Annotated in this window: 6 protein-coding genes; 2 read left to right on the top strand and 4 right to left on the bottom strand. The window is 64.1% G+C overall.

The window, feature by feature from the left end; translation table 11 throughout:
* Positions 1-1,188 (top strand): M35 family metalloendopeptidase (locus AC1DSN_RS09965; protein WP_477330534.1); only part of this gene is annotated, 1,188 nt, incomplete at its 5' end.
* Positions 1,189-1,269: 81 nt separating this feature from the next.
* Here the strand turns inward: AC1DSN_RS09965 and AC1DSN_RS09960 are convergent.
* The 4 genes from AC1DSN_RS09960 to AC1DSN_RS09945 all read right to left on the bottom strand — a co-directional run bounded on the left by AC1DSN_RS09960 (position 1,270) and on the right by AC1DSN_RS09945 (position 10,331).
* Entirely contained in the window at positions 1,270-5,019 is a 3,750-nt protein-coding gene (locus AC1DSN_RS09960) for a translocation/assembly module TamB domain-containing protein (RefSeq protein WP_477330532.1), read from the bottom strand.
* An 11-nt stretch (positions 5,020-5,030) separates the two neighbouring features.
* Positions 5,031-6,797, bottom strand: a complete 1,767-nt coding sequence (locus AC1DSN_RS09955; protein ID WP_063571375.1) for an autotransporter assembly complex protein TamA — start codon at positions 6,795-6,797, stop codon at positions 5,031-5,033.
* A 146-nt stretch (positions 6,798-6,943) separates the two neighbouring features.
* The gene (locus tag AC1DSN_RS09950; protein ID WP_477330530.1) at positions 6,944-9,580 is read right to left on the bottom strand and encodes a glycosyltransferase; all 2,637 of its coding nucleotides are present in this window, start codon (positions 9,578-9,580) and stop codon (positions 6,944-6,946) included.
* Positions 9,581-9,863: 283 nt separating this feature from the next.
* Positions 9,864-10,331: a Dps family protein gene (locus tag AC1DSN_RS09945; protein ID WP_063573606.1), complete on the bottom strand. Its 468-nt coding sequence runs from the start codon at positions 10,329-10,331 to the stop codon at positions 9,864-9,866.
* A gap of 117 nt (positions 10,332-10,448) precedes the next feature.
* Between AC1DSN_RS09945 and hrpA the strand changes: the two genes are divergently transcribed.
* On the top strand, positions 10,449-13,451 hold a 3,003-nt coding region (hrpA, locus tag AC1DSN_RS09940; RefSeq protein WP_477330528.1), incomplete at its 3' end, for an ATP-dependent RNA helicase HrpA.

Below are 13,451 nucleotides of genomic sequence, written 5' to 3'. Positions count from 1 at the left end.
GTCTCTACGTTTGTCATCCATATGACGATAAAGAGCGAAGGAGAAAGGATGCATAAGCTTGCAGGTTTGCTGGCAGCGCTATGGATCACACCAACCGCGGCAGTAGCGATGCCCCACGTGGAGCTAGCCCTTCGCTACAGGCCTGTCATCGGTGCACCGAACAACGTGCGCCTTACGGCCACGAATTTTGGCCCGGGTTATGCCTACGTGATGAGCTACCAGACAGCGTTCGCGCTGCCGGAGGGTAGGACCACGGGGAAATGGCTTCAGGTCCGAGACGAAGCAGGCAACGAGGTTGCTTACAAAGGCCGGTGGGTTTTGACTCGCACGCCAGGTCCATCAAGCTATCGAAGTATCGCGCCTGGCGAGACGATTACTTCGGACATCGATCTCTCCACAGAGTACACACTGCCGGACGCCGGGAGTATTTCTGTCACCTCCGCCATCGATGTCATGGATCGCATACCGAGTCTCGATGACATGGGCGAGCCGGAGACCGTGCCTCACGAAGTGGTTAAAAGCGCGTCCGTGCGGTTCTCGGTGAGGGTCACACCTACGGCGGCTCGGGCAGGGGTGAGCTCCGTCATACAGTGCAGCGCTGAACAGACAGCATCCACGCAGCAGGCTATCTTCGGTGCGCAGGYGGCGTCCTACGAAGCAATGATGTTCCTCGGTTCTCTTTACTACTCGGACCCCATCGATCCTGAGAACCCTGTCCCGCCGCGCGTCCACATGAAGCCGCATCTCCGATACAACTATTGGTTCGGCCAGTATGACGAGTGGGCTCCACAGCCCCCGGCACCGGGTTGGTCGGACACCGACAACGCTATGGTGGATCAGGTGGTTGCTGCGACGTATGCGCGGCTGCTCGGTGGCGCGCGGGCCGTTTGCGATTCCTGCACTGGTTATGATCCGAATTCACGTGCGTGGAACGAGGGCGATGTTATTCACCTTTGTCCGGTCAATTTTCTTGACCCCTTGAGCGGTGGGATTACCTCACAGGTCGGCACCATCGCGCATGAGGTTTCTCACCGCCCTGATGGGTATGCGATACCAACACAAGACTTGCCTGGGGTGAAGAATCGCGCCACGGCGCATGCGCTTGATCGGACGAGTGCTGTACGCAGTGGAGCGAACTACGAATACTTCATTATGAATGTTCCGCTCGGGAGGGGCGCGTCGGAGTGAAGCGGGCACGTGGTGGGGGACTGAGGCACCCTGGCTTTCGCCGCTGAAGCGGCTCCCACAGAGAGCTGCGTTCGTTTGGGGCTAGCGCTCCAGTCTGTAATTCAAGCTTGCTCGGCTGAAGTCTGTGGCGTTTTGCGCCTCGAAGTTCCACTTCTTGCTGAAGAGATATCTCAGCGTGATGACCTGGCCGGGATCGAACAGACCTACGCCATAGCTCAGGTACAGGCGAGGCGAGAGGTACTTGCCGACGGTGAACGCTGAAGTACCACCGAGCGCATCGTTGTTCGACACGCCGATGTCGTCCACGCCGATCTTCGATCCGACACTCTTCGCCAGGAGGTCGCCTGCCGCCGAGCCAAGTGCTTGTGCGGCGGCGCCCACCATGTTGCCCTCGCCACCGCTGACCTGCGAAAGCGGCTTGCCGGTAACGAGGTAGGAGAGGGCGTCGGATTGTTCCATCACCGGATTCGAAAACACGGTGAGGATCGGGCGCTGCGCGGTACCGGAGACGTAAAGGCCCACGGTCTGGCCGTCGGCGATCGTGGCATTGGGATTGAGCACGCGTGTCGCGCGGATGTCGAGTCGAGGATTGTCGATGGGCGTCGTGGCGAACAGTAGCTGGCCCTGCTGGATCTTCAGATCCTGCCCATAGGCCTTGTACGTACCGTCGACGCCGATCTGACCCTGGCCCGTCGTTGCACGACCCGGACGCTCACGTACGTCGAGCTGTCCGGTAATGCGGCCGTCGATGCCGAAGCCGACGAGGTGCACTTTCTGCCCGAGGTCCACGCGAATATCCGCTGAGATCGGCGATGCTTCGGCAGCGGCTTCCTGCTGCTTGTCATCGACAACGACCACATCCGGTGACGCCTTGGTCGCGCCCGCACCCGGCAGGCGCTCGACGTTCACGTCGGCCAGGTCGATGTTGAGCTTGCCGGTGACATTCATGCCCTTGGCATCCTGGACGATCTGGATGTCGGGCGAGACGATGGCTTTGGCGGCGGGAATGTCCACGGCGGTGAACTTCGAGCCCTGGACGCCGAGGCGCATCTGTGCGCCTGCACCGAGTGCGGCCGTGCCCTTGATGCCGAGCGTTCCGTCGCCGGATCCGATCGTGCCGTCGACGGCGTAGTTCTTCGCGTCCGTCGTGGTGACGCTGATTCGGCCGTCCTTGAGCTTCAGTCCTGCGCTCGGGACTTCGGCGGCGAACCCGGCGACAAGAGCCTGCCCGGTGATGGCCGGCGCAGCGACGGTGCCGCCGAGGTTGAAGTTGGCATCGAGGCCGCCCTTCACGTCGGCGACTTCGCTGGTGAACAACTCGATGATGCCAAGGTCGGTGAGATGCAGCGCGACCGTGCCGCCGAGGGCCTGCTGTGCGCCATTGATCGAGACGTTGCCGTCGAGCGTGCCGCCTTTGTTGAGCGACGCTCGCACCGTGACGCGTTGGCTGTCCGGCGATAGCTGCGCGTTTGCGACGAGGTTGTCGTAGACCAGCAGCGGGTTCTCGCCATGATCGGTGTAAGCGACGGAGCCGTGGACACTCGTAATATTTGCCTGTCCCGACAAGGCACCTGCTGCCGTGCGACGGATGCTGCCATCACCTTCGATGATGCCATCGGCACGCATCGGGCTGTTCGACTGCTCGGCCGCCGTCATGATCAGTGCAAGCGGAACCTTGCGCAGGCGATAGCTGCCGTCGAGGTTGCCGCCTTTGTCCTGCTTCGCGGCCACGCACAGCAGCGGCTCGCCTGCGGTGAGGCAGAGATCGCTCATGCTCGCCGCCCCGTCCTTCCAGGCGAGCTGGCTGGTGTTCTGCAGGCGCCAGCGCGGCAGCCCCTGGTAGTCGATGTTGAGCGTGGACAGCGTCCCGCTCCACGCGCCATCGCGCAGCGAGCCGGAAAGCTGGAGATCGGCGGCGAGCGGACGACCGGTGGCGTCGATGCTCAGCTGGTGCTTCTCCTGCGTACCGTTCGCGTTGACGGCAAGCCTGTCGAACACCAACCCACCCGACACCACATGCGTGCCGACGACATCGACCTTGCCACCGGGTTTACTGATATCGGGAACATCGGCGTCGACGGTGAGCGTGTCGACCTTCTGGCCCGCGTAGACGAGAGCGCTGCCACGCACATTTGCCTTCACCGCCAACTTCGGCACGTTACCCTTCGCAGAGATGTCGCCCTGGATGCGACCGCCGGCATCCGGCAGCCAGTCCCCGAGCGATGTAATCGCCAGCTTCAGGTTCGCGTCGTTGGCGGTATCGCCTTTGGCATCGAGGTGGACCGTGCTTCCGCCGGAGGCGAGATCGAGGGTGCCATTGACCACTTCGTTCGGCTTCAGCGTGAGCTTGCCGAAGCCACGCAACTGCCGCTGGCGCAACGTGCCGTCGAGCTTGCGCAACTCGAGCGTACCGAGTGGGCTGTCCTTCRCCATCTGCCCTTCGGTGGAAAGATCGAGGTTGAGCGCGCCGGGCCATTCGGCGAGCAGTTGGCTGGGATCGAAGCGCTCGCCCTTGAGGTCGATCTTCCATGCGAGCTGGGGCCGGAGGGTCAGTGTTCCGCTGGCGGCGAGGCTGCCGTTCGGCTGCTTCAGCTGCACGGTATGCAGCTCGATGACATCCGGTTTGCCGTCGACATCGAGCGTGAACTTGCCCACGTGGCCTGGCGGTCCAACGTCGACATCGCCAGCGGCGTGGTAAGCCTCGGCGCTGCCTTTGAAGGTGAGCTGGCCGAGGCTGGCGAGGTCCTGCCCCGCGACATTCGCGGGAACGAGCACGTCCTTCCAGTTGAGCGCGAGATCTGCCGAGACGGGCTGCGCGCCGATGTCTACCGTGCCGCGCGCGGTCAGCGAGCCTTTGACTTGCGGCGAGCTGACGGTGAGCTCGTCGAGGGTTAGCCGCTTGTAGTCGTGATCGAAGGCGGCCTTCACTGGGGTCAGGCGCACGAGGTAGTCGTTGAGGTCGACATCGCCGGTGAGATCGGCATGGTAACGATCGCCGGAACCTTGCAGCGCGACGCCTAGCGACTGCAGGCTGCTGTCGCCGATCAGCGGTTTGGGATCGAAGCGCGGTGCATCGATTTTCGCCGTCCACGCGAAGTCGCCGCTCTGTACGAGGTTGGCATCGACTTGCGCGACGAAGGGCAGCGTGAGCTTGACGATGGTATGCGCCTTCGCACCGTCGCTGTGTGCTTCGAGGGCGCCCGCGTAGTCGATGTCGCCGAGCTTCCAGCGCAAGCTGGCCTTGCCGTCGCCCTTGTAGCCCTTGCCGACAGCGAGCGTGCCGCCAAGGTCGGCCTGGCCATCGGGTGCACGCAGGGCGAGGGTTTGCAAGGCGATGCCTTTCGATGTCCACGAGCCGACGAGGTCGAGCGAATTGGATTCGAAGAGGGGCTGGCCGGCCTGCGTCACCTTCACGTGACCGATCTTGACCTTGTCGAGCGCGATGTCGAGCGGCGGCTCGAGCGAGAACGGCTCGGAAGCGGTCTCCGGTTCGGGCTGGCTTGGTGGCAGGGCGACATCGATGCCGTCCGCCGTCAGGTCGTAGACATGCGCGCGCTTGCGCAGCAGCGAACCGAACGAGAAGTCGACATGCGCCTTCGCGACACGCACATCCATGCCTTTGCCATCGCGATAGCGCAGGCCGGCAAGATCGAGCGGCCCGGCGAGACGCCCTTCGGCGTGTTCGATCGTGAGCGCGTTATCGGTGAAGGCCTGCGCACGCGCCAATGCGAAGCGAAGGCCCGACGCGCTGCCGACCAGCCACCACACGCCGAGCGCGACAACAAGAAGCAGCACGCCTAGCGCCACACCTGTGCGGATCAACCATTTCATGCCGGTGCTCCTCACAGGTCGGGCCCGATGACGACGTGCAGATGGATACCGTGCGACTCCTTGTTGCCGACCGGTACGGCAAGGTCGGCGCGGATCATGCCGACCGGCGAGAGCCAGCGCACGCCCAGGCCGGTGCCCACCAGTGGCTTGTAGTCGGTGCCGGCAAAGGCATTACCCGCATCGACGAAGGCGGCCATGCCCCAGTTGCGCGTGAAGTAATGCTCCACCTCGGTACTTCCCACGAGCAGGTTTTCGCCGCCGATCACGCGACCGTAGGTGTTCTTCGGGCCGATGCTCTCGAAATCGTAGCCTCGCACGGAGCGGTCACCGCCCGCGAAGAAGCGCAGCTGCGGGGGCAGGGCGCTGAAGTCGTCCGTCCAGATCTTGCCGGCGGTGCCGCGAAGAATCAGGCGGTTGCGGCCCCAGAACGACTGGATCCACTTCGCGTCGCCCATCAGTTCCGAGAAGCGCGCGTCGGAAAGCAGGTCGCCGGCGGTACTGCGCGCGGTGAGCGTCAACGACCAGCCGCTGCGCACGAAGGTGGGGTTGTCGCCTTTCTTCCGGCTCAGCGTCACTTCGGGGTAGACCAGGGTGCTCTGGCCGTGATCCAGGCCCAGCGCGTTGTCGCCTTCGCCACCGCGCTTGCCCACAGTGAATGTACCGGACAGCGCATTGATGCCGATGGTGCGCGTCCAGCCGTGCCAGAGCCGCGTTTCATTGGCGACGAGCTGGACCGTGCGGGACTTCGACGTCACCGTGTTGGCGTCGCGGTAGTTCGCGCCGAAGTTGAAGCTGCGCTGGTTGGGACCCGGCATGGGGATCTGGTAAAGGGTGGAGACAGTCTTGAGGCGTTGCGCCATGACGATCTGATTTTTCCACTTATGCCCGCGGTCGTTCACCCATCGCTTCTCGACGCCGCCCTGCAGACCGGCGCCCGTATCGGTGCCGAAGAACGGGCCACCGGTGTAGATCGTGCGCTTGGCGGGTGCCAGCTCCACGTTGATGTCGATCGTGCCGTCCTTCGCGTTGTCCGTATCGGGCATGACATTGACCACGGCGAAGTAGTCGGCACCGTTGAGCGCCTGCTGCAAATCCAGCAACTGGTTCTGCGAGAAGTAGTCGCCACTCTTGAAGGGTACGTAGCGATCCAGGAAGCTTTCGCGGAACTGCGAGTTCTCGAAGTGGATCTTGCCGTAGCGATAGCGCTTGCCGGTTTCCCAGGTCAGTTCCACGGTGGCGCTGTGTTCGGCGCGGTTCACTTCGACACGATGCGTGACCAGCTTCGCGTCGAGAAAGCCTGTCGCGGTCAGCGCGCCGCTGACGGCATCGCGTGCCGCGTCGTACTGGCCGTCGTTGAGTGGTTTGTCCTTCAGTCCATTGACGCCGCGCAGGGCGCGAGCGATCTGGGGAAGCTTGGCGGGCTCCTTGTCGATACCGACGTTCACCGTCTTCACGGTCACTGGCATGCCGGGAACCACGTGCAGAGTCACCTGCCAGTCGTTGCCGACCTGCTTGATGTCGCCCGTGGCCGTGGCTTCGTAGTAACCGTAGGGCCGCAGCGCGGACTGAACCTGGTCGGGGGCTTTGTCGTAAAGACGCCGGATTTGCGCCGCGGTCGCATCGCGCTTGGCGTATTGGCTCAGCTCGACACCCGCGACGACGGCGTTTTTCAGGCTCTCGTCGACACCGTCCACGGTAAGGACGACGCCGGCATGGGCGAGGCAGGGCAGGAGGAACCACGGCAGAAGCAGCAGTCCATGGCGTCTGGTTCGGCGCATGAGCATCCCGTTCCGGTCGTGAACCAACACCGTGGGTACGGCGGCGAGCGGGGCGCCTCCGGCGTCCCCTGACATCAAGTCTTGGCGTAAGTTACCGCGCGCGGCGTGCAGGGTCGATACACAAACGTGAACGACCCCGCGCCGGTTCAGCCTGCCTCATCACCGGCGGTGTGCGCGATCCAGGCGCCGACCAGTGCCGACACGTACGGAATGGACTGCGCGGTGAGGATGAACATCCACAACACGCTCTCCACGTAGCTCGTCCCGTAGTGCATCGCCATGCCGATCACCGCGCAGAGCAGGGCGATCGCCATGAGACCTTCCTCACGCACGGGTGCGAAAGCGGCAAAGCTGCTGCCACCCATGCGACGGCTCTTGGCAGTGACCACGAAGGCGGTCTTCTCGCGCGTCAGGCCGTGCAGGATGCCGCGGGCAATGGCGTGGGACAGGCCCATGCTGGCCACCGACGCCATGATGGTGTCGTACCAGCTGCACGGGACACGTGCGCGATAGAGCACGAAGCCGAAGATCGCCTTGGCGAAGAAGAACCCGATCACGGGGATCAGGAACAGCTGCATCGGCAGGTTGAAGTACTGCGGCGCATAGATCATGCCGGCGGTCCACAGYAGCCCCATCATCGTGAAGATGAAGTGCAGGGCATCGGCAAACCAGCTGAACCAGCCGGTGAGGAAGTGGAAGCGCTGACCTGCCGAGAGGGGCCCCTTGCGGGTCATCCAGCTCCAGCGGCCCTTGAGGATCTGCATGGCGCCGAAGGCCCAGCGGTAACGCTGGCTCTTGTAGGCCTTGAAGTCGGCGGGCGTCAGGCCCTTGCCCATCAACTCGTCGACGTAGACCAGTTCGTAACCCGCATGCATCAGGCGCAGACCGAGCTCGGCATCCTCGCAGATCGTCCATTCGGACCAGCCGCCGGTGCCTTCGAGCGCGGAGCGACGAACCATGGTCATGGTGCCGTGCTGGATGATCGCGTTGCGCTCGTTGCGGTGGTGCATGCCGATGCGGAAGAAGCCGTCGTATTCCCAAGCCGTCATGCGGCGGAACCGGTTGTTCTCGAATTCGCGGTGGGCCTGCGGGCACTGCACCACGGCCACCTTGGAGTCGTGGAAGTAGCCGGTCAGCGCGGCCAGCCAGTCCTCACGGACCTCGTAATCGGCATCGATCACGGCGACCACGTCGGCGCGCTCGTCCGTGGCGGTGAGACCGAAGTTCAGCGCACCTGCCTTGTAACCGGGCCACGGCTCGAGATGGAAGAAACGGAACTTCGGGCCCAGCTTTTCGCAGTAGGCCTTTACCGGTTCCCACACCGCGGGATCCTTGGTGTTGTTGTCCAGCACCAGCACTTCGAAGTTCTCGTAATTCAGCCTGGCCAGCGAATCCAGCGTGATCTGCACCATCTCCGGCGGCTCGTTGTGGCAAGCCAGGTGGATGGAAACGAAGGGCTGCTTCTCGACCGGGTCGTACGGCAGCATGCCGGCATGGCGGATCCATTCGCGACGCCAAAGCACTTCGGTGAACTCGAATCCGTTGATCAACAGGATGGCGAGGATGGCGATCTGTGCCGGGAACAGCAGGATCAGCATGGCCCAGTCGAAGGGGCTCAGGTAGAAGTTGAAGGGCAGGGTGGCCGACCAGACGATCAGGCCGCAGGCCAACTGCAGCAGGGCCATGAAGAACAGCCGGCCCATCAGCTTGAACCGACGGAAGCGACTGCCGAACCAGACCATCGGGAAGAAGGCCAGGGCCGACGCCGCAAAAGCCTTCCACGGCCAGCTGGTGTCTTCGGTGACCGGACCCTTGAACGGGAATTTCAGCTGGCGATCGGCATTGAACATGCCCCAGTACGCGCCGGTGCGGCCTTCGCCCAGGTTTTCCTTCCACGGCTGGTCGATGGCTTCGAGGACGTAGTAGTCGTCGATGCCCTTGCGCTTGGCCATGTTGAAGAAGTCGCGCAGGAAGATCGCTTCGTTGGAAACGGTCGGGTAGGCGTATTCGTGACGATCGCCATTGGAGGGCCAGCCGATCTCGCCGATGACGATGTGCTTGCCCGGGAAGCGATGCTGAAGGGCCTGGAAGCTACCGTCGGTGTCCTTGGAGCCGTCGGCCTCACGCGTGCCGATCGAGTCGGGCACGGCGTCCTTGCGGTCGATACCGTTCCAGTAGGGGAACAGATGGACGGTGATGAAATCGACGTGGTCGGCCAGTTCCGGATTCTGCATCCACACGTGGAACGGCTCGGCCATGGAGACCGGCTGGTGCACGGCGGCACGCACGCGGTCGAGGTAGGCCATCATCTGTTCGGGCTTGAGATCGCCTCGGTAAAGAACCTCGTTACCGACGATGACGCGCGAGATGGTCTTGGGGAAACGGTGGGCCYGGGCGATCAGCGCGTCGATCTCGCGCTCGTTGTTCTCCAGGCGCGTATCGATCTGGGCACCTGCCATCACATCCAGGCCTTCCTTGTCGGCCAGGCGGATCGTCTGCGGGTTTTCCAGCATCGAATAGGTACGGATGCGAGGGGAATACCGGTGGACCAGATGAAGGTCGCCGGTGATCTCGGGATCGCTGGAGAGATCGCCCCTCATCGGGTTCTGGTAGCGCTGGTAAGCCGTGAAGGCAAAGCCCGAGATGGGGCCGTTCCAGTCGTCGGGGCCGCGTGGAATGTTCCCCAGGAACCACAGGCCCACATTGAGGCCCGCGACTAGGACCGCCAGCAGCAGCGCGGTGAGGATCGGATGGCTTCGTTCGGTCGTGGTAACRGCGCTCAAAAACAATCCCCGGACCGGTCGGCCCCCAAGTGGCATCAAGTGAGGTAACCGGGGGAGCTTAACGAACGGGGCGTTATGGCTCAACGCATGATGGATGGACCGGTCAGGCTCAACTCAGAGAGCGGGGCGTTCAGAGGGCGTCTGCACCCCCTGTGGCAGGGCTGCAAACCCCATGTAGGAGCCGATTCATCGGCGATCCCGCGGCAGCGGGCAAGGGTGCCGCGAGCACCCAATCGCCGATGAATCGGCTCCTACAGGGACGAGGCCGGCTACGCGGCTCTGCTTATTTCAGCAGCGAGCGGAGCATCCAGGCGGTCTTTTCGTGGTCCTTCAGGCGCCCGGTGACCATGTCGGCGGTACCTTCATCACCGGCGGCTTCGGCACCCTTAATGGTGTCGCGGGCCGTGGCGGCGGCGATTTCGTGACCCTCTACCAGCTGGGCGACCATATCCTTCCACTCCGGGACGCCCGCCTCTTCCTTGATCGAGGTCAGCTTGCCGAACTGGCTGTAGGAGCCCGGCGCGAACACGTCGAGGATACGGATGCGCTCGGCCACTTCGTCGGCAGCCAGCCACAGGGCGTTGTACTGGACCTCGAACATGGCGTGCAGGCTGTTGAACTGCGGTCCCGTCACGTTCCAATGGAAATTATGCGTCTTCAGGTACAGCGAGTAGGTGTCCGCGAGCAGCTTGGACAGGTGCTTCGCGACCGCTTCACGGTCTTTCTTGGCAATACCGATATCGATGGCCATGTGGCGACTCTCCTTGGGTTTTTCTTTCTTGGACCGAAATTTTAACGATCGGACGGGCTCACGTGAAATGAAACGTTCCGATGTCGTCGATAGACGCACGCTATTATTGGCGTTCCCATGAGTACCTCCACAAGCCCCGCACGACACCCCGCCCCGGATCCGCGCCTGCGCGAGCTCCGCGATGCGCTGGATCAGGTCACCAGCCGCGACTACGGCCGGCTCTCCGGCCGGTGGCGCGCGCTCTCGCGCAAGCCGGACGCCGCGAAGATCGAGGCGCTGGCTAAAGACGTTGCCGTCTCAGTGGCCCGCCGCGCCGCACGCGCCGCCTCCAAACCGCCCATCACGGTCGATGCATCGCTGCCGATCGCCGCGCGGGCTGAGGACATCATCAAGCTCATCCGTGAGAACCAGGTGGTTGTCCTCGCAGGCGAGACGGGCTCTGGCAAGACCACGCAGTTGCCGAAGCTATGCCTGGCCGCGGGCCGTGGCGAAGCCGGGCTGATCGGGTGTACCCAGCCGCGAAGGCTCGCCGCGCGGTCGGTGGCGACCCGCGTCGCGGAGGAACTCGGCACGCCGTTGGGCGACAAGGTGGGCTTCCAGGTCCGCTTCACCGASAAGGTGTCGGACCAGGCCCTGGTCAAGTTCATGACCGATGGCATCCTGTTGGCTGAAACCCAGTCCGATCCCTGGCTGTCGGCCTACGACACGATCATCATCGACGAGGCGCACGAGCGCAGCCTCAACATCGACTTCCTGCTCGGCTACCTCAAGCGGCTTGCCCAGCGCCGCCCCGAACTGAAGATCATCGTCACCTCGGCGACGATCGACACCGAGCGCTTCGCCGCCCATTTCGGCAATGCGCCCGTGGTCGAGGTGGAAGGCCGCACCTATCCGGTCGAGCTGCGCTACCGGCCGCCCGGCGAGCGCGGCGAGGGTAATGTTGCGCAGATGATCGCCGACGCCATGGATGAGATCACCCGGGAAGATCCCCGCGGGGACGTCCTGGTGTTCCTGCCGGGCGAACGCGAAATCCGCGACACTCATCTCCTTCTGTCGCGTAAGCAATACCGCGAAACCGAGGTGCTGGCGCTTTACGCGCGCCTCTCGGCCAACGAGCAGGACCGCGTCTTCAAGCCGGGAACGAAGCGCCGCATCGTGCTGGCCACCAACGTCGCCGAGACCTCGCTCACGGTGCCGCGCATCCGGTACGTGGTCGATCCCGGCACGGCGCGGGTGAAGCGCTACAGCCAGCGCAGCCAACTGGAGCGGCTGCACATCGAGCCGATTTCCCAGGCGGCGGCGAACCAGCGCAAGGGGCGTTGCGGTCGCATCGGGCCCGGCATTTGTTACCGGCTTTATGACGAAGCGGATTTCAACCTGCGTCCGGCCTTCACGGATCCGGAGCTACTGAGGTCATCACTCGCCAACGTGATCCTGCGCATGCTCGCGCTGGACCTGGGTGATGTCGAGGACTTCCCCTTCCTGGAAGCCCCGGACCCGCGTGTCGTCGCTGACGGTTATCGCCGCCTTGCCGAAATCGGTGCGATCGACGAGGGCCAGCGCCTGACGCCCATCGGCCGCACCGTCGCCCGGTTGCCCATCGATGTGCAGCTGGCGCGCATGCTGGTGGAAGCGCGTCGGCTGGGCAGCCTCGCCGAACTCACCACGATCGTCGCGTTCATGAGCATCCAGGATCCTCGTGAACGTCCGCCGGAGGCGCGCGGCCAGGCCGACGCGGCTCATGCCCAGTTCGCCGATCCGAAATCCGATTTCGTCGGCGTGCTGAACCTGTGGCGTGCGCACGGCGACGCTGCCGAGGAACTCACCTCGTCGAAGCTGCGCGACTGGTGCTCGCGGCATTTCCTGAGCTTCATGCGCATGCGCGAATGGCGCGAACTCCACCGGCAGCTGGTGCTGGTCACGCGTGACCTCGACTGGTCCAGCAAAGAGCCCGCTGCCGCTGGCGCCCTCGAAGGCGACGCGCTATTCGAATCCGTCCACCGCAGCGTGCTCGCCGGCCTGCCGACCCAGGTAGGACACAAGGACGAGAAGGGCGTTTTCCGCGGCACCCGCGAACGTCGCTTCCAGGTGTTTCCCGGCTCGGCGCTGGCGAAGGCGCCACCGGCCTGGCTCTTCGCGGGGCAGATCATCGATATTGGCGGAAAGGTCTGGGCCATGATGTGCGCCCGCGTCGATCCCGCGTGGATCGAATCGCAGGCTAGCCACCTCGTGCGCGCCACGGCGCGCGACGCCCACTGGTCGCGCAAGCGCGGCACCGTGATCGCCTACGAACAGGTCACCCTGTTCGGCCTGGTGCTGGTCGAACGCCGCCCGGTCACGTTCCACAAGCAGGACCCGCGACTCGCCCACGAGATTTTCGTACGCGAGGCCCTGGTTCGCGCGGACATCGACAGCCGCGCCGACTTTGTCCGTGCCAACGCGCGCGTACTCGAGCAGGCCCACGACATCGAGGCCAAGCAGCGCCGCGCTGGCCTGCTGCGCTCGGACGAAGAACTCTCCGCCTTCTTCGACGGCAAACTGCCGGAAGAGATCGCCGACGTCCGTGGGTTGGATGCATGGTTCCGCAAGGCGGCGCCTGGAGAACAGGCCGCCTTGCGGTGGACCCTCGCCGATGTCATGGACAGTGGCACGGGGCTCGACCCCAAGGCCTTCCCGGCCGCGCTCGATATCGACCAGCATCGCTACCGGCTCGAGTACCGCTTCGTGCCGGGCGATCCGGCCGACGGCGTCACCATCCAGGTGCCACTCGCCTTCCTCAACGCGCTGCCCATTGCGCGGGGTGAATGGCTGGTCGGCGGCCTGGTGGTCGACAAGGTGGCCGAGCTGATTCGCGCCCTGCCCAAGGCACTTCGCCGCAACTTCGTCCCCGCGCCCGACTTCGCGCGCGCGTTTGCCGAAGCCGAGGCCCCGCGTGACGAGCCGCTGGCGAAAGCATTGGCGCGTTTCCTCAAGCGCACCACCGGCGTCGACGTGGATCCGGCGGCCTTCGCGAGCGCCGAACTGCCGCCACACCTGCTCATGCGCTACCGCATTCATGACGAGAACGGCCGCACGCTGGCGGAAGGGCGCGACCTGGCCGAGATTCGCGCACGCTGGGAA

Source organism: Luteibacter sp. P4_D7_3, assembly GCF_056401735.1.
Note: the sequence above shows the minus strand (reverse complement) of the source record. Positions and strands in the feature narration are given on the sequence as shown.

Excerpts from the sequence above, each read along its gene's own strand:
- AC1DSN_RS09955 (WP_063571375.1), bottom strand. The coding sequence starts at position 6,797 with ATGCGCCGAACCAGACGCCATGGACTGCTGCTTCTGCCGTGGTTCCTC.
- AC1DSN_RS09945 (WP_063573606.1), bottom strand. The coding sequence starts at position 10,331 with ATGGCCATCGATATCGGTATTGCCAAGAAAGACCGTGAAGCGGTCGCG.